This is a genomic window from Myxococcales bacterium, assembly GCA_016717005.1.
In the GTDB taxonomy this organism is placed as follows: Bacteria; Myxococcota_A; Polyangia; order Haliangiales; family Haliangiaceae; genus UBA2376.
Genome location: JADJUF010000038.1, coordinates 408,979 through 430,070 on the forward strand (window position 1 = coordinate 408,979; position 21,092 = coordinate 430,070).

Genomic DNA, 21,092 nt, shown 5'->3' on the forward strand with positions numbered 1-21,092 from the left:
GGTTTCGCGCGCTTGTGACCGTGGCGACGCCCGTGATAGCTGTCGATCGTGGCCCAGCCGCAGTCGAGCCCGAACAGCCAGGCGATCTCCGCAGCCGTCGTGGTCGCCGGCCACGAGCCCTACGCCATGTACGTCGCGACCGAGCTCTCGGCGATCAGCGCGCGCCTCCGCGGGCCGCTGCTGCTCGAGATCGGCGAGACCTTCACGGTGCGGATGACCCGGGCGGCGGTGGTGGTCGAGGTGGCGACGCGGGTGGTCGAGGTCAAGCGCGCCGCCCACGGCGAGTCCGAGATGCTGATCGCGTTCACGGCGGGCGAGGCGGCCGCGCTCGCGCCGCTGCTCGGCTGATGGAGCGCTTCGACGACCCCGACGATCTCGCCTACGACCTCGAGGTCGACGGGGCGCAGGTCCGGCGCGAGCTCGAGCGTCGCCTGTGGGTGCGGGGCGGCTGGGCGACCGGCGTCTACCGGTACCAGGAGCTCGACCCCGCGACCGGCGCGTGGCGCGCGCCGCGGGTCGCCGTGGTGCGGCTGCGCAAGGTCGCCGGCGCGTGGCGCAAGCACGCCGCGATCGCGCTGACGTCGACGGTCGCGGCCGAGCTGGGCGCGGTGCTGTCGGCCTGGAGCGGCGCGGGCGCCGAGCTGCTCGACGACGACGACCCGGCGTAGCCGCTACTTCTTGGGGCGGCTGAACAGGCCCGGGCGCGACGACGAGCGCGCCTTCATGGCCTCGGCCGCGCGCAGCTCGGCGGCGGCCTCGGGGTTGTGCGGGGCCAGGTCGACGGCCTGGCGCAGGTGGTTGACGGCCGCGGTCGCCTCGCCCTCCATGCGCGCGATCCGGCCGAGGAACAGGTGCGGCAGGTGAGCCTTGACCGACAGCTCGACCGCCTTGCGCAGGTGGCCCCGCGCCAGCGGCAGCGCCGCGGCCTTGTCGGGCGCCGCGACGTAGATCGCCCAGCCCAGCATGGCGTGGTGGTCGGCCTCCTCGGGGCTCAGCTCGACGGCGGCCTGGAACTGGGTGATCGCCAGCTCGAGCTCCATGCGCCGCAGCGCCATCTCGCCCTTGCGGTAGGCCTCCTCGCCGCCGATCACCTCGCGCACCTTGGCGGCGGCGGCGTCGGCCGCGGCCGCGACCACGTGGGCGCCCCCAGCCCGCATCGTCCGCACGTACTCGGCCCGGCGATCGGGATCCGAGAGCACGCCGAAGGCCTCGTTGATCCGCGCGAACACCCGGTGGGCCTCGCGCCGCTCATCGGCGAGCCCCGCCGCCGCGAGGCGATCGGGGTGGAGGTAGCGGGCCAGCTCGAAGTACGCCGTGCGGACCTCCTCGACCGAGGCCTCGCTGGTCAACGACAGCATCGCGAAGTGATCGGCCCCGCTCTCGAGCGCGGCCTTGCGCTCGGCGATCAGCGCCAGGGCCCGGGCTGGATCGGCGACCCGGGATCGGGCGCCGTGGCGCGGCCGACCCGGCGATGATGGCGGCGGGGCGATCGAGCCGGTCGAGGTGCGGGGCGGCGGCGCCACCGCGATCTGCGTCGTCATCGTGCGGGGCGGCGGCACCGGGATCGAGCCGGTCGAGCGGCGGTCGGCCTGCGCGGGGATCGGGCCGGTCATCGTGCGCGGCGCTTCGATCGGCCCCGAGGCGTGGCTCGAGGAGGTCCCGACCGGGGGCGCGCTGGTCGAGCGCATCGGCGGCACGCCGATCGCGGTCCCCGCGCGGGGGATCGCGGTCGACGAGTCGCGGGCCCTGGGGATCGCGGTCGACGAGTCGCGGGCCCTGGGGATCGCGGTCGACGAGTCGCGGGCCCTGGGGATCGCGGTCGACGAGTCGCGGGGCCGGGGGATCGCGGTCGATGGGTCGGGGGGCCGCGAGCTCGCGGTCGACGAGTCGCGGGGCTGCGAGATCGCGGTCGACGAGTCGCGGGGCTGCGAGATCGCGGTCGACGCGTCGCGGGGCCTGGGGATCGCGGTCGACGCGTCGCGGGGCCTGGGGATCGCGGTCGACGCGTCGCGGGCGCGCGGTGGCGAGGACGACGTGACGCGCGTCCGCGGCGACGCCGGCACCGCCGGTGACGCCATCGGGATCGGATCGCCGGCCACCGCCGCGGCCACGCCGGTCGACAGGAGCACCAGCGCGATCGCCTCGACCACCCGTCCGTCGAGGTCGGCCGGCGGCGGCAGCAGGTTCAGGCGGGCGCCGCGCACGCGCGCGACGATGTCGGCCTCGCCCTCGCCGAACCCGAACGCCGACAGATCCGCGTCCTCGGGCACCTCGATCGCCCCGGCGAGGCGCGAGACCTCGCGGTGGAGGCGATCGATCGTGTAGTGCGTGCGCACGCCGCTGTACATGATCCAGCGCGGGTCGACCGGCGTGATCGCGCCCATCGGCGGCGTGTCGTCGAGCTGGAACTCGCCGCTCTCGATCGAGAAGATCCGCGCGGCGCGGGTCGCGGCCAGGCGGCGCGCCAGGCGCCCGACCATCTCGGACGTCAGCCGCGCCACCCGCGCCACCACCTCGACCTCGTCGCAGCCGGCGTTCGCGGCGATCACGCGCGCGACCTCGCTGGCCTGGGTCGAGCTGAGCACGCCCAGCGTCACGGCGATCTTGGCGGCGCTGTCGGCCGGGTGCGGGCTGGTCGCGCCCACCACCGCGCCGTCGCGCCAGCCGATCCGGTACTCCCGACCGCCGCTGGTGACGATCAGCTCGCCGGTGAACGCGCGCGCCGCGATGGCCGCGAACGTGCGCGGGAACGGCCGGTCCGCGATGGAGCCTTCGGCGACGATCACGGGGCCTTGGCGCTACCGGCGCCGGGTCCAGAGCCGGTGACCGACGAACGCGAGCGCCGCGGCCGCGACGATCGCCACGACGATCGTCAACACGGTCGAGTTGGCCTCGGCCAGCGACCACCAGGTCGCCAGCGCCACCGTCGGTTCCGTCATGACGTTGAGGATAAGCGGGCGGCGCCGCGAGTCAACCCGCCAGGCGGATCGCGGACGCGGCGGTCGTCGTGGTACGTTCCCAGACGGTGAGCACGTCGTTTCCGCTCGGGCCCCACCGCGTCCGGTTCGCCGGCGCGACCAACATCGGCCGCAAGCGCGAGCACAACGAGGACTCGATCGCGCTGCCGACGAGCATCCGGCTCGCGATCGTCGCGGACGGCATGGGCGGCCACGCGTCGGGCGACGTCGCCAGCCGGCTGGCCGTCGACACGGTCACCGACTACTTCGAGGCGACCGCCGAGCAGCAGCCGCTGACCTGGCCGTACAAGGTCGACACCGAGGAGCGGGCCGAGGTCAACCGCATGACTCAGGGCGTCATGCTGGCCAACCTCGAGATCTGGGAGCGGACCCAGCAGGCCGGCGGCCGGATGGGCACGACGATCGTCGCGATGTACTTCCTCGACGACCGCGTGATCATCGGCCACGTCGGCGACAGCCGCTGCTACCGCCTGCGCGACGGCGAGCTGGTCCAGCTCACCGAGGACCACTCGCTCATGAACGACTACATCCGCATGAAGCGGATGACCGCCGAGGAGGCGGCCAACTGGCCGCACAAGAACGTCGTCGTGCGCGCGCTGGGGATGAAGGAGTCGGTGGCGGTCGACATCCACGTCGAGAAGCCCCAGGTCGGCGACTGCTACATCCTGTGCTCGGACGGGCTGTCGGGCATGATCACCGACGACCAGCTCGCGGTGATCGTCTCGACCGAGCGCGAGCTCGACGGCGCGGTCGAGCGGCTGATCGACACCGCCAACGACGCCGGCGGCGTCGACAACATCTCGGCGATCCTGGCCCGGATCGAGGCCGACTGATCGTGCGCCGCGCGACGCTCGCGCTGGTGGTCGTGGTCGGGGCGCTGTCCCTGGCGGGCTGCAAGAAGAAGCCGCGCGAGGGCCCGCCGCCGCGGCCGGCGCCGATGCCCGAGGTCGAGGTCACCCGCGGCCGCGCCGCCTGCGACGACCTGGTCGCGCGGTTGTGCGCGTGCGCCCAGGCCCAGCCCGGGCGCGCCGACCTGGCCGACGCGTGCCAGATGAAGAAGGCCAAGCCCGAGGCCCTGGCGCTCATGCTCGAGACCGCGCAGCGCGATGACGTCGCCCCTGACGCGGTCGTGCGCTCGCAGCAGGCGGCCCGGAAGATCATCGAGAAGTGCATCCAGGAGGTCGCGGCACTCCCGACTCTTGGTTGCCAGTAGTTCTGTAGTCTTATCGTTTGTATTGGACATTTTGACCTCCCGGATCCACCTTGGATCCATGACCAAGAAGCAGCCCCAGGCCGCCGAGCCGGCGCTCGGCTGGACGTCGCTGGCGGCGGGCTCGGTCGACGGCTCGCCCGCGGTCTCGGCGACCGACGCCAAGCATCGGTTCGCGCAGCTGCTCGACGCCGCGGTCACGACCGGGCCGGTGGTCATCACCAAGCACGACGTCCCCCGGGCGGTGCTGCTGTCGATCGACGACTACCGCGCCCTGACCGCGCGCCGCAGCGATCGCCTGGCCGCGCTCGACGCGCGCTTCGACGCGCTGCTGGATCGGATGCAGGCGCCGGCGGCGCGCGCGGGCATGGCGGCGGCGTTCGACGCCGAGCCCGACGAGCTGGGCGCGGCGGCGGTGGCGGCGGCGCGCGCGGATGCCTGAGCCGACGGTCTACGCGGATGCCTGAGCCGACGGTCTACGCGGATGCCTGAGCCGACGGTCTACGTGCTGGCCGGCTGCAACGGCGCCGGCAAGAGCAGCATCGGCGGCGCCGCCTTCCGCGCGCGCGGCGCCGACTACTTCGATCCCGACGAGCAGGCCGCCGCGCTGGTCGCGACCCAGGGCCTCGGCGTGGCCGACGCCGCCAGCGCCGCCTGGCACCAGGGCGTGCGCTTGCTCGAGCGCACGCTGGCCGAGCGCCTCGACTTCGCGATCGAGACGACGCTGGCCGGCGCCACGATCCCCCGGCTCCTGCGCCACGCGATCAGCCTCGGCGTCGCGGTGCGGGTCTGGTACGCCGGGCTGGCCTCGGTCGAGCTCAGCCTCGCGCGCATCCGCGCCCGGGTCGCGCGCGGCGGCCACGACGTCGATCCGGCCGACGTGCGCCGCCGCTACGACGCCAGCCGGCTGCACCTGATCGAGCTCCTGCCCGGGCTGGCGGCGCTGCGCCTGTACGACAACTCCGATGACGCCGACCCCGCGGCCGGCGTCGCGCCGCGGCCGCGGCTGGTCCTGCACCTCGAGCGCGGCGCGGTGCGCAGCGTCGTCGACCTACCGTCGGTCCCGGCCTGGGCCCGGCCGATCGTCGCCGCCGCGGTCCGGGCCTGAGCGCGCGACGGTCAGTCGTCGTCGTCCCGGGCCCCGAGCGCGCGCGTCTGCTGCGCCAGGCTCGTCGCCTCCCGCAGGCGACGGGCGTAGTGGCCACGCAGCGCATCGATCGAGTCGGCGAGCCACGGCAGGGTCGCGAGCGCCCACCGACCGTAGGCCTCGTAGTCGTTGCCGTGGCTGCGACCGTACGCGATCAGGCTCTCCAGCTCGGGCAGCGTGCGCAGCGGCGAGGTCTCGATGTGGCCAGCCCGCGCCAGCCACTCCTCGAGCATCGGGATCTGGGTGATGAGCCCTTCGATTCGGTTCTTGCCGCCCAGCCGAGGGTCGGTGCCGTTCGCCAGGCGCTTGCCGAGCGTGGCGTAGCTCTGCGCGCGCAGCTTCTTGGCCGCGCTCACCTGCCGTGCCAGCGCGGCGAGGCGATCGATCGTCCGCCCGACGTGGTCGGCCGCGGCGGTCAGCTCGGCGTAGGCCTCGTCATCGGTGGCCGTCTGCAGCGCGCGCTGGATGCTGACGAGCTCGGCCCGGGCGGAGGCGATCTGGGGGGCGTCGTGCTCGCGTGTGAACCACGCGAACAGGCCGCCAGCCGCCTCGACGAGCTCGCCGACCGCCTCCTCGGGTTTCGAGGTCCACTTGGCCAGGCCCTTGATGGACTTGCCGACGGAGCTGAACAAGTTCGCGATCGCCCCAGCATCCTTGTCGCGGGCGCGCTCTGCCCTGCGCACGGCGCCCTCGGCCTCGGCGCGCTCGCGTCCGACGTCGGCGATCTTGCGATGGCTGACGAGCCGGTCGTAGGCGTGGTCGGCGCCTGCCAGTTCATCGCCGAGGCCGGCCTCCTGGTCGCGGACCGCCATGACCGCCAGGTCGGCCTCGAGGGTGACGCCCGCCGTCTGGCTGATGTCACCCGCACCCTGGCGGTGGCCGCGCACCGCGCCGGCCACCGCGGTCTGCTCGGCGTCTTCGATGGGGCTCGCCAGGTCGACGCCGAGGACGCTCGCCAGGTTGACCACGCGCCTGTGATCGCGCTGCAGAGTCACCAGCGCTGGGAGGGCGTAGTGCGGCAAGGCCTCGACAGCGCGAGCGAGATCGGCGGCCGGTGGGGTGGGCTCGGTGAGGCGCTCGTAGGTGCGCAGCGCCTCCCTGGTGATCGGCTTGGCTGGTGCCAAATCCGCCGCGGCGAACGCAGCGCTCGCCTGGGCTGGCGACAGGCGCGCAGGCGCGACGCGGATCAGCTGGCCGTCGCGCCACGCCCGCGCGCCGGTGTCGCCCCGGGCGCCCGGAGCAGTCGGGGCGGCGCGGGTCGGGGACCGGGCGATCGTCGCGGTCGCGGGGGTCGCGATCAGCGCGGGCGCGCCCACCAGCATCGCATCGGCGGCGACGTCGGCCTCGTGCTCGGCGGGGTCGTCGCTCGGCCCAACCGTGGCAGCGCGGTGCAGCCCCGACGCGCCGTCGTGCTGACGCGTGTGCGCGACCTCGTGGGCCAGCAGGTGATCGCCGTCGGGCGTGCCAGGCGCGTAGGCGCCAGCCGCAAAGTGGATGTCGTGGCCGTTGGCGAACGCGCGCGCGTCGAGGTGGGCCGCAGCGGTGGCCGACGCGGGGCCGTCGTGCAACCGGACCTCGGCCAGGCTGCCGCCGAGCGACGCCTCGAACCGCGATCGCGTCGCTGGTGGCAGGCCTGGGCAGGAGAGGCGTTGGCGGCGTCGACGATCTGGTGCAGTCCGAACGGGTCGTCGCCGAGCGGTGTGCGGCCGCGCGCCGGTGCCTCCGCAGACGAGGGTCCCGACGGCTGGACGCTCGATCTCGGTAGGGCCTGGGTGAGCGTGCGCTTGCCGGCCGCGCGCGTGGGTGCTGGCGTGGGATCGTCGAGGGCCATGCAGGCGCGAGCCTGAAAGTCCATGCCTGGTCGCATCAGCAGGGCTGTGCCGGCGTCGGACCTGTGCAAGTGCTCGGATCGCGTGGTTCGGGTGGGTGCCATCACCGTACCTGTCACGCTCCGCCGAACCTCAAGCCTCGCGTCGCGCCCAGGCCGGGAAGACGTCGGGACGGTCGGTCCCGCACGACCAATCGCTGGCCCCACCCGACGGCACCCGACGCGCGCGACTCCCAGCGCTCAGAGGCGCTACTGCTGCGGCAGGTGCAGGCCGGGCAGCTCGACCACCGCGGTGGCCTCGCCGACCTCGCCCTCGTCGCCCTCACCGTGGACGCGCAGCACCGCGTGCCCGGCGGAGCCGTCCTCGGCGATCGTGTACCAGATCGCGGCCGAGGACACGCCCAGGCCCTTGCGCAGGCGCGGCGCCTTGACCGCGCGCTTCTTCTTCTTGCCGTCGAAGACCGTGACCGTGAGCTTCTTCCAGTTCCACTTGAAGGTCACGTTCCAGGTCGCGACGTCCACCGGCGGCGTCTCGAAGCGATGCTCGGTCAGCCAGACCGGGTTCTCGCCGACGTTGGCCAGCAGCTTGTCGAGCTCGGCCACCGCGCGGGCGCGGGCGTCGGGGTCGTGGTTGGCGTCGCGCGCCTTGACCGTGCGGGTCTTGCGCGTGCTCGCGTCGTAGACCTTGACCTCGCAATCGGCGGCGCCGGCGTCGAGCCAGCAGCCGCCCCAGGCGACGTACTCGCAGTCGAGGCCGCAGCCCTCCTCGAGCGCGCTCCAGGTGACGCCGGCGTCGCCGACGTCGACGTCGAGCAGGCGCGCGATCATCGCCGCGCGCGGATCGCCCGGATCGTCGCCGTCGCCGGCGCGCGCGACGGTCGGCGTGAGCGCGGCCGCGGTCAGGACACACGTGAGCAACCAGGCGTGACGCGGCATGAGACCCCCAGGCGCGATCGTACGCGGGTCGTCGGCGCGACGCCATCGGCGCGCGCGCGCGGTTCCGGAGGTCCACGCGCCGGGGGGGCGCTCTGGGTGGGGCCCTGTCGGGGCTAACCCTCGAGGTGCCGACCTGGCGCGGGCCCGGCCACGAACCACGGAGCGCCCGACACCTGCCTGGGTTCGGCGACGAACCCGCTGGAACTCAATTCCGGACCACCAGCCGCACGCCGATCGCGAGGCCGGCGTCGACGCGGTCGCCCATGACCAGGCCGGCCGCGTCGTCGATCGCCAGCGCGTAGCGCACGCTCGGGCCGGCGGCCGCGGCCAGGAACACCTTGCGGCGCGCGTCGATGGCGATCGCGGCGTGGAGCTGGGCGGTCGCCTCGATCGCGTCGGTGGTGACGGTGGCGTCGGCGGCGGCCAGGGCCCAGCGGGCGTGGCTCCACCCGGCCTCGACGCCGACGCCGACGCACAGATCGCCGTCCCAGCAGCGCTCGAGCCGGGGGCCGGTGCGCACGGCGACCGTGTGGCCGTCGCCGAGCTCGTCGGCCAGCGCGCCGCTGCCGAAGGTGGCGCCGGCGTGCCACCACAGCGGCGCGGCCAGGCTCGCGCCCACGTCGATCGCGATCGGCGCCGACACCGCGCGCACGCCCAGCGGGGTCGAGTCGACGCTGGCGCCGATGCCGAGCGCGACCGAGGCCGGCCGCTCGGCCCACGCGGTCGCCGGGACCGCGATCGCGGCGAGGACGGCGAGGGCGAGGCGGGCCACGTCTTGAGCGTTTGCACGGCGCGTACCGGCCGGCGCAGCGGCGCAACTCCGCGTCGCCTGGTCGCGATCGTCAGGGATCGCGCAACTCGCGCGCGTGGCGACGGCGGATCTTCGACAGCTACGCCTGGGTCACGCCGGTCGCGGTGACGATCGCGTCGCGCAGCACCCCGGCCGCCGTCGCGCCCGCCCACACCACCGTGCGCTCGAGTCGCGCCCCTGGCTCGACCACCGCGCCCGCGCCGACGACGGCGTGCGGCCCGACCACCGCGCCGGCCCCGACGTGGGCGCCCGCGCCGATCCGCACGGGCGCGCGCACCTCGGCGCCCGCGGCGATCGTGGCGCTCGGGTCGATCCCGATCAGCGGCCCCGGCGGGTGGGCCAGCGGGGTGCCGTCGAGCAGCGCCCAGTTGCTCTCGAGGTAGCGGGCCGGGGTCGAGTGCTCGGCGAAGTAGCCGTCCCCGTGCTCGAACGCCGCGACCGCGGCGCCGGCGCGCATCCACGGCAGGTAGCCCTGGCGGATCATGCAGGCCTCGCCGTCGGGCAGGCGCGCGACCACGCTCGGCCGGGTGACGTGGACGCCGCAGAACATGTGGGCGCCGTCGCCGAGCACGTCGCGCACGCGCGCGCGGCCGTCGTCGTCGCGCACGTCGACCGCGCCCCAGGCGACCGCGTCGGGCACGCGCCGCACGACCATCATGCCCAGCGCCTCGGGGTCGCGCGCGAACGCCGCGAGCAGGCCGGTGACGTCGACGTCGAAGATCAGCTTGCCGTTCATCGAGACGAACGGGGCGTCGGCGCCGTCGGGATCGAGCAGCGGCAGCGCGCGCTTGAGCCCGCCGCCGGTGCCGAGGATGACGTCCTCGGGGCTGTACTGGATGCGCGCGCCCAGCGCGGCGCCGTCGCCCAGCTCGCGCTCGATCACGTCGCCGCGGTGGTGGACGTTGATGACCAGGTCGCGCACGCCGTGGGCGACGAGCTGCGCGATCCCGAACCGCAGGATCGGCAGGTCGCACACCGGCAACATCGGCTTGGGGCGCTGATCGGACAGGGCCCCCAGCCGCGTGCCGTAGCCAGCGCAGAGCAACATCGCGCGCGTCATGGCGCCACCATCGCACCGGCGCCGGGCGGTGGGCAACCTCGTGGCGATCGGTGGATCACCGCATCCTCGGCGGCACGGTCGTGCGCCGGGTCGGCGTGTGCCGGGCCATCGCGGCGAACCGGCGCGTGGTCATCGGCCCGAGCGCGCGCTCGTCGAGTTGCCACCGGTCGAGCCAGGCGATCGTGGCCATCGGTGGATCACCGCATCATCGGCGGCACGGTCGTGCGCCGGCTCGGCGTGTGCCGGGCCATCGCGGCGAAGCGGCGCGTGGTCATCGGCCCGAGCGCACGCTCGTAGAACTCGCGCGGGCCGATCCAGGCGATCTCCGCGCGCGGGTGGTGGGCCGCGACGTCGACCAGGCAGGCGATCAAGAGCGCCTCGCCCAGGCCCTGGCCGCGGTGCTCGGGCCAGGTGCCGGCGGGCCCGAACCAGCCGAGCCCGCGGTTGTTGCCGTCGTGGGCGGCGAACGCGGCGATGCGGCCGTGGTGCTCGGCCAGGTGCAGGCCGCACGGCGCGTGGCCGGCCGCGCGCTCGATCTCGAACGGCCACGCGCCGCCGAAACCGATCGAGATCGCCGCCGACAGCGCGTCGAGCTCGTCGGCGCGGGCCCGCCGGAGCGTGTAGCCGCGGTCGGCGCAGCGCTCGGCCAGCTCGGTGGCGCGCGCGGCGCTGATCCGCGGGTTGGCGCGCACGTCGACGACCAGGTTCTCGTGCTCGTCGCGGCGGACGTAGCCGCGGCGGCCCAGCCACGCCAGCGTCTCGTGGTTGTCGACGTCGACGCCGGGCGCCAGGTAGTTGCCGGGCTCGTCGAGCACGCGCGCCCACCGGTGGGCGCCGGCCCAGATCGTCTCCTCGCACGCGTGCAAGAGCGCCGTGCCGATCCCCTGGCCGCGCGCGTGCGGCGCGACCGCGAGCAGCCGGATCCGATCGCCGCTGGCGGTCGCGACCCCGACCAGCGCGCCGTCGGCCCGGGCCGCGAACGCGTGGGGCGCGCCGTGCGGCGCGTGCCCCAGGAGCTTCTCCTCGGCGACCTCGGCCGCGCGATCGAACGCGCAGGCCGCGGCGAGCAACGTCCGCGCCGCCGGCAGATCCGCCGCCGTCAGCTCGTCGATCGTCGCCACCATCACCGCCGGATTTTACCACCGCGCGTTCGGACGCCGGAAAGATTCGCGGCGGAGCGGCGGTACACTGCGCGCGCGTGCCGCCCGACCCGCTGTCGCACTACCGCATCGTCGTCGGCCCCCGCTCCCCCCCGTCGGAGAACTCCTGTGGCACCTCCGAGTCGGGACGCTCGCCGTGAGGGTGTCGCCGGGGCGCGTCGAGCGCGTCCCGCACCTTGCGCACCAGGTCCTTGGGCGTGAACGGCTTCGCCAGCAACGCCGCGTCCGCGTCGATCAGGCCGTGGTTGCCGACGGCGTCATCCGCGTAGCCGGACATGTAGAGGGCCCGGACGCCAGGGCGGTCCTGGGACAGCCGCGTGACCAGCTCGGGGCCGCCGAGGAGCGGCATCACGACGTCGGTCACGACGAGGTCGATGGGGCCCGCGTGCCGCTCGCTGTGCAAGAGCGCCTCGCCGCCGTTGGCCGCGACCAGCACGGTGTATCCGGCGCCGGCGAGGATCCGCTGGGTCAGCGAGCGCACCCCGTCGTTGTCGTCGACGACGAGCACGGTCTCCGTGGCGGGCGAGGCGCTCGCGACCGGCGGTGGACTCGCCAGGCGCGTCGACGCGCCCGCCCGGCGCGGGAGGTCGATCTCGAAGGTGGTGCCTCGCCCCGGCGCGCTCGTGACCGAGATCGACCCATCGCTCTGCTTGACGATGCCGTAGACGGTGGACAGCCCAAGGCCCGTCCCGCTCCCGACCCCCTTGGTCGTGAAGAACGGCTCGAAGATGCGCGCGACGGTGGTCTCGTCCATGCCGGCCCCTGAGTCGGTCATCGTCAGCCGGACGTGGGGGCCCGCCACGCCGGTCGGGTGACGCGCGAGGTAGTCCGCGTCGTGCTCGACGTTGGCGGTCGAGATCGTGAGCGTGCCCCCGCGCGGCATCGCGTCGCGCGCGTTGATGGCGAGGTTCATCACGACCTGGTCGATCTGGCTCGGATCGACGGTGACCCTGCCGAGGTCCGGATCGGTGACCAGCAACAGCGCGATGTCCTCGCCGATCACCCGCCGCAGCATCTTCTCCATCTCGCCGAGGACGTGGTTGAGGTCGAGCGCCACCGGCTGCAGCACCTGCTTGCGGCTGAACGCGAGGATCTGGCGGGTCAGCGTCGCGGCGCGCTCCGCGGCGCGGTTGATCTCGCGCACGTCGTCGCGCACCGGGTCGCCCTCGACGAGCGCCTCGCTGGCGAAGGTCGCGTAGCTGAGGATCACCGACAGCAGGTTGTTGAAGTCGTGGGCGATGCCGCCCGCGAGGCGCCCGATGCCCTCCATCTTCTGCGCCTGGCGCAGCTGGCTCTCGAGGTCGAGGTCGCGGGTGATGTCGCGCTTGACGGCGACGTAGCTGGTGACCTGCCCGTGCGGGTCGCGCACCGGTGAGATCGAGGCCTCCTCGGTATAGAGCCGGCCGCTCTTGTGCCTGTTGACGAGGCGGCCGCGCCAGGTCTGCCCGCTGGTGAGCGTGGCCCACAGCGCGCGGTAGAAGGCCTCGTCGTGCTGGCCGCTCTTGAGGAACCGCGGGTTCTTGCCCAGCGCCTCGGCGCGGCTGTAGCCCGTGATCTCCTCGAAGGCCGGGTTGGCGTACTCGATGTTGCCGTCCGGGTCGGTGACGACGACGCTCTCGGCGGCCTGCTCGATCGCGGTGATGAGCCGCTCGCGGCTCGCCTCGGCGGCCTTGAGCTCGGTCATGTCGAACGCGCAGCCGACGACGCCCGCGATCGCGCCCGCGGGATCGCGGAAGGGCGCCTTGGTGGAGCGGAACCGCCGGTCGCCGCTGGGCGTCGGCACGACCTCGTCGAGCACCTCGACCACGCCCGATCTCATCACCCGACGGTCGACGTCCTCGATCGGGGCGGCCGCGGTCTGGTCGGCGGTGATCTCCAGGTCGGTCTTGCCGATCACCTCCTCGAGGGTCTTGCCCAGCACCTCGAGCGCGGCCGGGTTGGCGAACATCCAGCGGCCCGCGGTGTCCTTGAGGAAGATCGGATCGGGCACGGCGTCCGTGATCGCCTTGAGGAGCGCCTCGCTGCGGCGGTGCGCCGCCTCCGCTTCCCGCCGGGCGGTGACGTCCACGTACGCGCCCGCGGAGCCGATGATGTCGCCGTTCGCGTCGCGCAGCGGCGAGGCGCCGCCGAGCAGGTGGCGGACGGAGCCATCGCTGTAGACGACCTCGAACTCGTAGTCCGACACCGTCACGCCTTGCGCGGCGGCGATCCGTCCGGGCAGGTCCACGGGCGCCACCTCGATGCCACCTCGCATGATCTTGAGGTTCGTCGGGCGCTCGCCGGCTGGTGCGCCCACGGCCACGCTGGCACCGTGGGGCTGGCCGAGGAGCTGCGCGCCAAAGCGGTTCGCGTGGACGTGCCGCGCCTCGCGGTCCCGGACGATGAAGACGCCGGCCGGCACCGCGTCGAGGACCGCCTCCAGCTCGGCCGCCCGGGCGCGCGCCTCCTCGACGGCCACCGCCAGGCGCTCCTTCTCGGCCGCCAACGCCACGATCAGCTCCTCGCGTGCGTCTTCGGCCGCGACGCGGGCGGCGCGCTGACGGAGCACGGTCACGCCGTAGGCGACGTTGCGCGCCAGGTCGCCGAGCAGCGCCACCTCGGCCGCGTCGAAGGAATCGAGCTGGCCCGAGTACATGGTGATCGCGCCGAGGCGCTCGCCCTCGTGGACGATGGGGAGCGAGGTGGCCGAGCGATACCCCCGGGCGACCGCGTCCGCCGCCCACGGGCGCAGGGCCTCGTCGTGCGCGAAGTCGTGGCCGACGACCGCCTGCCCGCTGCGGATCGCCTGGCCGACGGGGCCGTTGCCGAGGGGACCGTCGGACCACTCGACGCCCACGACGTCGAGGTAGCCGTCATCGTCGCCGGCGCGCGCGACCGGCCGCACCGTGCGCGCCACGTCGTGCTCGGCGATCCCCACCCAGCACATCCGGTAGCCACCCACCTCGACCATCACCCGGCAGACCGCGCCAAAGAGCGCGTCCTCCGACGACGCGCGGAGGACCTCCTCGTTGCACCTCGTCAGCAGCAGGAGGGTGCGTTGCGCCGCGCGCAGGACGGCCTCCGCGCGACGGTGCGCGCGCAGGTCACGGAGCATGACGTAGTCGACCGCGGGGTCCTGGCTCGCGGGCAGGCGCCCCAGGGTGATCTCGGCGGGCAAGCGCTCGCCGCTCGGCAGGCAGAAGGTCAGGTCGACGGCGAGCGGCACATCAGCGGCCCGCTGCGCCATGACGTCCTCCAGCCGCGCGCCCGACTCGACGAGCCCGGCGAGGCCGATCTGGCAGAGATCAGCCTCGCTGCGTTCGAGCGCGCGACACGCCGCCGGATTGGCGCGCACGATCGTGCCGTCAGTCCGGGTGAGGAGCACGCCGTCGAGCGAGTGCTGAAAGAAGTTCTCGAGCCAAGCCCGCACGTCACGCTCCTGGTCCTGCGAGGCCGTCGGTCACGTGCGCGGGTGGACGCGGCGTCCTTCGCGAGACAGATCGCGATCGCACGATAGCATGTCGTGGCGGAGGCCTCGATGTCCCTGCGGTCAGGTCGCTCATCCGAGATGCGCCTTCAGCGCGCCCACCAACGTGTCGTAGTCGACGTCCTCGCCATGTGCCCCAGTCGTGTAGTGGTCACCTTGCCCAGCGGGCGACTCGCATTGGTAGTAATAGCGACCTGGAGCCCGTGAGAACGTGGAGATGTAGACGAGCCGGCGTGGTGCGCGTGCTGACGCGACCCCGACCGCCTGCAGATCCGCTTCCCAGTGGTCGACCGTCTGCCAGCCTTTACCGGCAAGTTCCAGGCGCGCGACCAGATCCCGAATTGCCCAGTCCTTGCGCGCCGTCATCGCCTGAATCCCGTCGATCGCCAGCGCCTTCCCGTGCGCATGGCTCCGCCGGGCAACCCCGGTCGGGTCGCCCCGGCCAGCGGCGTCAGCGCCGTGAGCGCCGTCAGCGCCGTCAGCGGCGGCACTGGTGCCATCGGTGCCATCGGTGCCATCGGCGGCACCGGCGCCCCCGGTGCCATCGGTGCCATCGGTGCCATCGGTGCCATCGGTGCCATCGGTGCCATCGGTGCCATCGGTGCCATCGCCGTCATCGACCACGCGCCGCCAGCCCGGCCGCCACACCGCGCGGTCGCGGAGCGCCCGCCAGCGCACGCGGTGCTGGCACGCGCGTTCGAGCACTGCGGCGAGGATGACCTCGTCGCCCTCCCGCCCCACGATCTCCCAGTGACGATGGCGCCACGCGCGGTCGACGCGCGTCCACGCGCTGCCGATCAGTCGATCGGGACGGGTCGGCGCCAGGCTCACCCGCACACGATAGCGCCCGCCGCGGTCGGGAGGGGACGTGTCAACGTTGACAACCTTTGGTCTTGGACCGCGGCCGATCGACGCGCTCCCCGTCGGCCGCGACGCATGGGGGGTCCCATAGTCGTCGACGTTGACAGCGTCCCCTCCAGTCCTCTCGCTTCGGCCGCGACGCAGCGAGGGCGGCCGCCAGTAGTTGTGAACTCTTGGCGCTTTCTTCCGGCTTCCCTGTCACATCGCGCGGGGAGGCGTCTCCACCCCCACATGCTCAGCAACCTGACGATCCGCTCCCTGTCGTTCGCCTCCCTCCTGATGATCGCCGCAACGGGTTGCAGCCTGGTCGGCAAGAAGTCGCCGGCCGGGGGCGGCGGTGGCGGCGGGTCCGCCGCGATCGCGGACAACATGCACGACGCGCCGGTCCACCACCGGGGCGAGACGTTCACCTTCACCGCGCCGTGCCGCTCCACCGGCTACGCCAAGTTCGACATCGCGGACGGCGAGCCGGTCAAGATCAGCATCACCGGCGAGGGCCCCGAGGGCGCGGGCCTCGGCACCAGCTACCTGCGCTCGACCGGCGGCGCGGTCGACGGCCAGATGAAGGGCGACATCGAGGTCGCGAACGGGCCGATCGTCTTCGACGTGACCGGCCAGGAGGGCGGCTCGTTCCTGCAGATCACCGAGACCGTGCCCTGCAAGGGCGTCAACGTCAGCGTCTCCGTGGAGTAAGCCGCCAGCGGGGAGGGGACGGTGTCAACTTTGACAATCTTTGGTCCCACTGAGGCGGGGAGGGGACAGCGTCAACGCGGCCAACCCAGGGTGGGGGAGGGGACGGTGTCGACGTTGACAACCGTCGGTGGCTCGACGGGCAGGTCCGTCAAGGCCCCGCGTGCGTGCGCAGACGACGGATCACGGCCAGATCGAATGGTAGACCGCGTCCTCGACGAGCTTGGCCTTGTCGCCGCGGGTGATCGTGGTCACCTCTTCGCCCTCGCGCGCGCCCGGGCCGTACGCATGCCACTCGCGGCTGCGCTCGATGCGCCGCAGCGATCGCAGCGCCGGAGAGCGAGCGAGCAACGTGACCGCGTCGTCGGGGACGCCGCGCGGATGCCGTTCGCAGAGCCCCTCGCCCAGCTCCAGTACCTCGAGCGCCGCGAGCCCGGTCGCGTCGGCGAGCGCCGCGATCCCTCGCGCGCCGAGCTCCGCGCCGGCCGCGTTCAGCGTCAGCAGCGCCGGGAACATGCCGCTGCGGGCGAGCTCGACCACGCCGGCATCGCCGAGCCGCGGCAGCGTCAGCTCGGTGACCTGCTCGTACGGCCCACGCGCCAGGATCCCACGCCATTCGTCCGCGGTCGGCGCGAGCGCCCGCACGTCGAGCCGTCCGAACCGCGTTCGCGCTGCCAATCCTGTGGGCGTCAGGTCTCGCGCCGGCGGTGGCGCGGGGCGAACCCGGTGGCCCAGCGAGCGCTGGAGCAGCTCGAGGTTCGGCGCGGAGATCCCGCTCGAGTCGACATCGAGCAGGTCGAGCTTCCGCCGCTCCGCAAACTGCAAGACGCGTGGCCACACGTCCGCGTCGACCCTGCACCAGTGCAGGTGCAGCACGCGCAGGCCGGGGAAGTTCCGCGCGTCGTCGAGCTGGGCCATCACCGGGGCCGAGAGCTGCAGGTTCTGGAGCGCCAGCTCCGGCAGCTGCGTGAGGTACGGCGACGTCGCGATCGCCAGCAGGTCGGGCACGTCGCTGCCGGCGAAGAACGTCAGCTTGCGCAGCTTCGCCAGCGCCGGGCACGCGGCGAGCTGGTGCCCTTTGCCGCCGACGCCGAACAGCACGTCGAGCGACCGCACCGGCGCGGCCTCGCACAGCTCGGCGCCGTGGGCCACGAACTGCTCGACCGACCAGTTGACCCCATCGATGAACCCGCGCGCCCAGCTGTAGCCCCGGTGCCACGCCGGCGCCGGCCCGAAGTAGGTGAACTTCGGCAGCTGCGCCAGCCGGCCGTCGAGCACCGCCAGCTGCGGATCGTCGCGCTCCATCCGCGCCACTGCGCAGCCGATGCGGATCGACTCGGCCCGCGCATCACCGCGCTGCTCCAGGAACGCCGCGAGGCGCAGGCGCGGCTCGTCGTCATCGACCGCCGCGGCGATCGCGTCGAAGTACGGGCGCAGCTCGTCATCTGAGACCATCAGCGAGGACATTCAGCGGGCCGGAGGGGTCGGAGGGGAGGGGACGGTGTCAACTTTGACAACATTTGGTCCTCGAGTCGCTGCCGGTCGGCTCCTGTCGTCGACGTCGTCGGCGGCTGACCGCGCCGAGCGTCCTCGGGATCCTTCGCATTCCTCAACGAATTTCGCTAGTGTATTGATCATGGGGATCACCAGCGACGATCTCGTCCCCCTCGGCCAGGTGCGGGCCCGGCTGCGCGAGCTCGTCGAGGAGGCGCGGGACGGGCACGAGAAGATCGTGACCCGCAACGGCGTCGGGTACGTGGCGATCATCGACGCGCGCCGCCTCGACCACTACCACCGGCTCGAGCGTGCGCACATCCATCTCACCTTGCTCGACGAGGCCGAGCGAGCCTGGGACGACGTCGAGGCCGGGCGAGTCAAGCCGATCGCCGCGCTGCGCACCAAGTTCAAGCGCCGCAGATGAGCCGGCGCGCCGTCGTCGAGCTCACCCACAACTTCGAGCGCGACTGGAGGGAATCGAGCGGTTCCTCGGCGAGCATGACGCCGCGCCGGAGTTCGAGACACTGATCAACCACCTGCTCGATCACCTCGTGCCCAACCTCGAGCGCTTCCCTGACCTCGGCGCGGACTTTCTCACCCGGCGGCCTCAGTCGACCCAGGCCACCACACGGATCGCGCACCTCCAGGCACGTCTCGGCGCGGCGACCACACTCCGCGAGCACATCACCGGCGACTTCCTCATCCTCTACGCGGTGCGGGGAGAGCGCTGCCGCGAGAGTACGGAGGCTCCAATGTATTCGAGAATCTGGTGCCGGTGGAGAGAACGCTGCACCAGACAGGGTTTAACGCATGGTGGAACAACTACTGAGAGGCATCCTCAATGATTGACATTCTTAGCAATATTGCCGGCCTGCCGCCAATTCAGACACACGAGATCTGCACTCTCAGCTCGCAGCTGACCCCCGCCGCGCTCGATGACGAGATCGTGGCCTCATGGGGCAAGCAGGGTATTTCTAGCGACGTTTCGGCGTTCTGGGCCGCGGCGAGAGAGGCATACTTGTTCACTGACTTCGAGTATCGGCAATGGGGGCTCCATCTGATGTCGCCTGGTGATAGCCGGAAACGAACGGAATACGAACGCGATGTCAATCCGGAGCGGTATCGCGATGGGGACGTGGTCCTCGGCGAGTTCCTCGGAGACCAAGAACTGCTGGTCGTTGCCCCGCTGGAGTCGGGGGAGCGCCGAGTGCTCATCGCGCTGCCGCTCGACCCGCGGGAGGACTGGTACGGAGTCGCGCCCAGTTTGGTGGAGTTCCTGGAGCGCTTTCTCAGCGCGCGGGGCGACAAGTTTTGGGAACGCAAGAGCTAAGCCAGGCACAGGGCCAGGGGCTACGGATCGCGGAGTTCAAGAACTTGTGGAAGGTCTGGCGAAGGCATCAACTGTCAGTTCCATGTCTCGTCCGTCCCTGCCGTCAGCGCTCCAGCGCCTCCGCGAACGTCCGGGTATGTGGCTCTCCAATCCGTCGTTCGCGCGGATCGCCGCGTTCATCGCTGGCTACGACGCGCATACCGACGGCACCTTCCTGATCGGGTTCCGCGAGTGGCTCATCGTCGAGCTGGACGACGGCAACAATCTCGGTTGGGAAGGGCTCGTCGTCATGCTCGCGAACGAGGCTGCGTTGGAGGAGCCGACGGACGCGGCGACGGCGACGCTGTTCGACCTGCTCGAGAGATTCCTCGAGGAACGTAAGGGGCGGCTGGGAGTGTACAAGATCTACCGGCGCTACGACGAATGGCTCCGCGGCCAGTCCTGGTACACCGAGGCGGGGCCGTCGGAGCAGGCGCCGCCGGACTGACCATCGTTCTCCTGACCAGGCGGGTGGACCGCGGGGCGTTCGCCGGCACGTGGAGGGCCAGGAGGAGGCGGCTGGGAGCCTGGGAGCGCATCAGACGACGGCTCCGCCCCGATAGCTGTACCCGCGATGGTATCGTCGGGGGCATGATCGATGCGGGGCGGGCTCGATCACGCGTGCGGCGCGATCGCGCGATGAGCGACGCACCCGCTGACCTACGCCGCTGGGGCGCTGCGGCCGAACGGAGCATCTGGGCATGACGACCAAGAACATCGCCAGCGCGCAGCAGCCGCGCGATCTGAAGCTGAAGATCCTCTACGCGGTGTTCCGGTACACGCTCTACGCGGTGCTGGGCATCGCGCTCGAGGTGGCGCTGTACACGATCGCGCGCACGGGCCGGGCGATCCCGGTGGTGAAGTACCTGTTCCAGTTCGACTGGCAGGTCGATCCGCGGCTGGGGCTCGACGGGCCGTGGCACACGCCGCTCGAGGTGCTGTTCGGGCAGTCGTCGCTGTGGATGATCCCGGTCTACGTGCTGCCGGCGGCGACGATCGAGCGGATCTACAACGCGGGGGTCTTCAAGTGGCCGTGGTGGCTGCGCGCGCCGATCTACGGCCTCTTGATCATGCTGTTCGAGCTGACCACCGGGCTCGCGCTCAAGGCCCTCACCGGCTACGCGATCTGGGAGTACCTCGACGCCGGCAACGTGCTCGAGATGACCTCGTTCTTCATCCTGCCGATCTGGATGGGCGCCGGCATGCTGGTCGAGCGCATCTACCGCGAGCTGATGGATCCCGAGCTGCGCGTCGCGCTGCAGGACACGCTCGACAACCCGCCGGCGCCGCCGCGCTGAGCCGCTGTTCGCGGAGGCCGGGCGATCGTCGTCTGGCGTCAACCGCCGACGGGGCCGTCGGCGAGGTGCAGCGGGGTGGACCCGGAGGTCCTCGCGGAACACCCGCACCGGCTGTTCGTGCGGCGCGTACGAGCACGCGGCGGACGAGCGCACCGCCTGCGACGTCGTGGGCCGCGTCAGTCCGTGGTCTGCAGCGACGCGCGAAACCGCCAGACGGCTTGGGCCTGCTCGGCGCGTGGCGTGGCCGCGACGATCTCGGCGAGACGAGACAGATCGAGGTCGGCGAGGAAGTGGCTGCGCTCGCGCGGTTGATAGGCGCCGGCCTCCAGCCCGAAGAGCTGGAAGCGCGCGTCGACCCAGAACCACACCTCGGGCACGCCGAGACCGAGGTAGACCGCCAGCTTGTCGACGCCGCCGCTGGTGGTGATCACCTCCAGCGCGAAGTCCGGCACGTCCTTCTCGTCGCCCACGCAGTAGCACTCGTCGGGCTCGAGGCCGCGCTCCATCGCCTGCTTCTTGTAGGTCTCCGAACCGAAGCCCAGGACGACGATGCGGCGCTGGTCGGCGTAGGCCTCGATGAGGCGCGCGATGAACTTCTTGAGATGCTCGTGGCGCCGCGACGGGCTCATGATCTCCAGCTCCCCCTCGAGGTAGGTCATCCGCAGGCCAGGCTTGTCGGCGAGCGTGGCGCGCATCGCCTCGTACTGCGCCCACGTGACGCCGTGGAGCACGATCCGCTGGTCCGGCGGTTCAGGCGGCGCGGGCGCCGGCATGACGAGCT

23 protein-coding genes are annotated in these 21,092 nt (G+C 72.6%); 11 read left to right on the plus strand and 12 right to left on the minus strand.

Annotated elements, in window-relative coordinates:
- Window positions 1-48 precede the first annotated feature (48 nt).
- Together IPL61_30750 and IPL61_30755 are read left to right on the plus strand one after the other, a co-directional pair.
- A complete protein-coding gene (locus IPL61_30750; protein ID MBK9035589.1) occupies window positions 49-348 on the plus strand; it encodes a hypothetical protein in 300 nt (99 codons plus the stop codon).
- Complete coding sequence (locus IPL61_30755; protein ID MBK9035590.1) at window positions 348-668, plus strand: hypothetical protein; 321 nt, start codon at window positions 348-350, stop codon at window positions 666-668. The genes IPL61_30750 and IPL61_30755 overlap by 1 nt, the downstream gene beginning before the upstream one ends.
- A gap of 3 nt (window positions 669-671) precedes the next feature.
- Here IPL61_30755 and IPL61_30760 read toward each other — a convergent pair whose 3' ends face one another.
- Both IPL61_30760 and IPL61_30765 read right to left on the minus strand, forming a co-directional pair.
- Window positions 672-2,786 (minus strand): DnaJ domain-containing protein, encoded by a 2,115-nt coding sequence (locus IPL61_30760; protein ID MBK9035591.1) that lies wholly within the window; start codon window positions 2,784-2,786, stop codon window positions 672-674.
- Between the two features lie 12 nt (window positions 2,787-2,798).
- Window positions 2,799-2,939, minus strand: coding sequence for a hypothetical protein (locus tag IPL61_30765; GenBank protein ID MBK9035592.1), 141 nt, complete (start codon window positions 2,937-2,939; stop codon window positions 2,799-2,801).
- A gap of 86 nt (window positions 2,940-3,025) precedes the next feature.
- Between IPL61_30765 and IPL61_30770 the strand changes: the two genes are divergently transcribed.
- Genes IPL61_30770 through IPL61_30785 form a run of 4 tightly spaced genes read left to right on the plus strand, consistent with a single transcriptional unit; the run spans window position 3,026 to window position 5,296 of the window.
- Window positions 3,026-3,811: a Stp1/IreP family PP2C-type Ser/Thr phosphatase gene (locus tag IPL61_30770; protein ID MBK9035593.1), complete on the plus strand. Its 786-nt coding sequence runs from the start codon at window positions 3,026-3,028 to the stop codon at window positions 3,809-3,811.
- A gap of 2 nt (window positions 3,812-3,813) precedes the next feature.
- A complete protein-coding gene (locus IPL61_30775; GenBank protein MBK9035594.1) occupies window positions 3,814-4,191 on the plus strand; it encodes a hypothetical protein in 378 nt (125 codons plus the stop codon).
- A 58-nt stretch (window positions 4,192-4,249) separates the two neighbouring features.
- Window positions 4,250-4,630, plus strand: coding sequence for a type II toxin-antitoxin system Phd/YefM family antitoxin (locus IPL61_30780; GenBank protein ID MBK9035595.1), 381 nt, complete (start codon window positions 4,250-4,252; stop codon window positions 4,628-4,630).
- Window positions 4,631-4,672: 42 nt separating this feature from the next.
- Window positions 4,673-5,296, plus strand: coding sequence for a ZTL protein (locus IPL61_30785; GenBank protein ID MBK9035596.1), 624 nt, complete (start codon window positions 4,673-4,675; stop codon window positions 5,294-5,296).
- An 11-nt stretch (window positions 5,297-5,307) separates the two neighbouring features.
- On the opposite strand, the gene IPL61_30790 is transcribed toward IPL61_30785, so the two are convergent.
- From IPL61_30790 to IPL61_30820, 7 genes are all read right to left on the minus strand, one after another.
- Entirely contained in the window at window positions 5,308-7,245 is a 1,938-nt protein-coding gene (locus IPL61_30790) for a DUF4157 domain-containing protein (GenBank protein MBK9035597.1), read from the minus strand.
- Between the two features lie 167 nt (window positions 7,246-7,412).
- Window positions 7,413-8,099 carry a hypothetical protein gene (locus tag IPL61_30795; protein ID MBK9035598.1) on the minus strand — a complete coding sequence of 229 codons (687 nt, stop codon included), beginning with the start codon at window positions 8,097-8,099 and terminating at the stop codon, window positions 7,413-7,415.
- 205 nt (window positions 8,100-8,304) lie between these two features.
- A complete protein-coding gene (locus tag IPL61_30800; GenBank protein ID MBK9035599.1) occupies window positions 8,305-8,871 on the minus strand; it encodes a hypothetical protein in 567 nt (188 codons plus the stop codon).
- A gap of 118 nt (window positions 8,872-8,989) precedes the next feature.
- A complete protein-coding gene (locus IPL61_30805) occupies window positions 8,990-9,970 on the minus strand; it encodes an NDP-sugar synthase (protein ID MBK9035600.1) in 981 nt (326 codons plus the stop codon).
- A 197-nt stretch (window positions 9,971-10,167) separates the two neighbouring features.
- The gene (locus IPL61_30810; GenBank protein ID MBK9035601.1) at window positions 10,168-11,094 is read right to left on the minus strand and encodes a GNAT family N-acetyltransferase; all 927 of its coding nucleotides are present in this window, start codon (window positions 11,092-11,094) and stop codon (window positions 10,168-10,170) included.
- A 97-nt stretch (window positions 11,095-11,191) separates the two neighbouring features.
- Window positions 11,192-14,539, minus strand: coding sequence for a PAS domain S-box protein (locus IPL61_30815; GenBank protein ID MBK9035602.1), 3,348 nt, complete (start codon window positions 14,537-14,539; stop codon window positions 11,192-11,194).
- A 129-nt stretch (window positions 14,540-14,668) separates the two neighbouring features.
- The gene (locus tag IPL61_30820) at window positions 14,669-15,427 is read right to left on the minus strand and encodes a TIGR02450 family Trp-rich protein (protein MBK9035603.1); all 759 of its coding nucleotides are present in this window, start codon (window positions 15,425-15,427) and stop codon (window positions 14,669-14,671) included.
- 261 nt (window positions 15,428-15,688) lie between these two features.
- Between IPL61_30820 and IPL61_30825 the strand changes: the two genes are divergently transcribed.
- Window positions 15,689-16,150: a hypothetical protein gene (locus IPL61_30825; protein ID MBK9035604.1), complete on the plus strand. Its 462-nt coding sequence runs from the start codon at window positions 15,689-15,691 to the stop codon at window positions 16,148-16,150.
- 180 nt (window positions 16,151-16,330) lie between these two features.
- Here the strand turns inward: IPL61_30825 and IPL61_30830 are convergent, their stop codons facing one another.
- On the minus strand, window positions 16,331-17,602 hold the full coding sequence (locus IPL61_30830; GenBank protein MBK9035605.1) for a hypothetical protein: 1,272 nt from the start codon (window positions 17,600-17,602) through the stop codon (window positions 16,331-16,333).
- 181 nt (window positions 17,603-17,783) lie between these two features.
- Between IPL61_30830 and IPL61_30835 the strand changes: the two genes are divergently transcribed.
- Window positions 17,784-18,068: a type II toxin-antitoxin system Phd/YefM family antitoxin gene (locus IPL61_30835; GenBank protein MBK9035606.1), complete on the plus strand. Its 285-nt coding sequence runs from the start codon at window positions 17,784-17,786 to the stop codon at window positions 18,066-18,068.
- On the opposite strand, the gene IPL61_30840 is transcribed toward IPL61_30835, so the two are convergent.
- Window positions 18,052-18,192: a hypothetical protein gene (locus IPL61_30840; protein MBK9035607.1), complete on the minus strand. Its 141-nt coding sequence runs from the start codon at window positions 18,190-18,192 to the stop codon at window positions 18,052-18,054. The two genes, IPL61_30835 and IPL61_30840, sit on opposite strands and share 17 nt — an antisense overlap.
- Before the next feature lie 293 nt (window positions 18,193-18,485).
- Here IPL61_30840 and IPL61_30845 point away from each other — a divergent pair, with 293 nt between their 5' ends.
- The 3 genes from IPL61_30845 (at window position 18,486) to IPL61_30855 (ending at window position 20,311) form a co-directional block, all read left to right on the plus strand.
- Window positions 18,486-18,974 carry a hypothetical protein gene (locus IPL61_30845; GenBank protein ID MBK9035608.1) on the plus strand — a complete coding sequence of 163 codons (489 nt, stop codon included), beginning with the start codon at window positions 18,486-18,488 and terminating at the stop codon, window positions 18,972-18,974.
- A gap of 136 nt (window positions 18,975-19,110) precedes the next feature.
- Window positions 19,111-19,461 carry a hypothetical protein gene (locus tag IPL61_30850; protein ID MBK9035609.1) on the plus strand — a complete coding sequence of 117 codons (351 nt, stop codon included), beginning with the start codon at window positions 19,111-19,113 and terminating at the stop codon, window positions 19,459-19,461.
- A 253-nt stretch (window positions 19,462-19,714) separates the two neighbouring features.
- Entirely contained in the window at window positions 19,715-20,311 is a 597-nt protein-coding gene (locus IPL61_30855; GenBank protein ID MBK9035610.1) for a hypothetical protein, read from the plus strand.
- A 176-nt stretch (window positions 20,312-20,487) separates the two neighbouring features.
- Here the strand turns inward: IPL61_30855 and IPL61_30860 are convergent, their stop codons facing one another.
- Window positions 20,488-21,084, minus strand: a complete 597-nt coding sequence (locus tag IPL61_30860) for a Uma2 family endonuclease (protein MBK9035611.1) — start codon at window positions 21,082-21,084, stop codon at window positions 20,488-20,490.
- Window positions 21,085-21,092 lie beyond the last annotated feature (8 nt).

Bases quoted from the DNA above. Each gene is read 5' to 3' on its own strand.
- IPL61_30830 (MBK9035605.1), bottom strand. From the start codon at position 17,602: ATGGTCTCAGATGACGAGCTGCGCCCGTACTTCGACGCGATCGCCGCG.
- IPL61_30850 (MBK9035609.1), top strand. From the start codon at position 19,111: ATGTGGCTCTCCAATCCGTCGTTCGCGCGGATCGCCGCGTTCATCGCT.
- IPL61_30795 (MBK9035598.1), bottom strand. From the start codon at position 8,099: ATGCCGCGTCACGCCTGGTTGCTCACGTGTGTCCTGACCGCGGCCGCG.
- IPL61_30860 (MBK9035611.1), bottom strand. From the start codon at position 21,084: ATGCCGGCGCCCGCGCCGCCTGAACCGCCGGACCAGCGGATCGTGCTC.
- IPL61_30805 (MBK9035600.1), bottom strand. From the start codon at position 9,970: ATGACGCGCGCGATGTTGCTCTGCGCTGGCTACGGCACGCGGCTGGGG.
- IPL61_30845 (MBK9035608.1), top strand. From the start codon at position 18,486: ATGATTGACATTCTTAGCAATATTGCCGGCCTGCCGCCAATTCAGACA.
- IPL61_30785 (MBK9035596.1), top strand. From the start codon at position 4,673: ATGCCTGAGCCGACGGTCTACGTGCTGGCCGGCTGCAACGGCGCCGGC.
- IPL61_30855 (MBK9035610.1), top strand. From the start codon at position 19,715: ATGACGACCAAGAACATCGCCAGCGCGCAGCAGCCGCGCGATCTGAAG.
- IPL61_30810 (MBK9035601.1), bottom strand. From the start codon at position 11,094: ATGGTGGCGACGATCGACGAGCTGACGGCGGCGGATCTGCCGGCGGCG.
- IPL61_30835 (MBK9035606.1), top strand. From the start codon at position 17,784: ATGGGGATCACCAGCGACGATCTCGTCCCCCTCGGCCAGGTGCGGGCC.
- IPL61_30825 (MBK9035604.1), top strand. From the start codon at position 15,689: ATGCTCAGCAACCTGACGATCCGCTCCCTGTCGTTCGCCTCCCTCCTG.
- IPL61_30755 (MBK9035590.1), top strand. From the start codon at position 348: ATGGAGCGCTTCGACGACCCCGACGATCTCGCCTACGACCTCGAGGTC.
- IPL61_30765 (MBK9035592.1), bottom strand. From the start codon at position 2,939: ATGACGGAACCGACGGTGGCGCTGGCGACCTGGTGGTCGCTGGCCGAG.
- IPL61_30780 (MBK9035595.1), top strand. From the start codon at position 4,250: ATGACCAAGAAGCAGCCCCAGGCCGCCGAGCCGGCGCTCGGCTGGACG.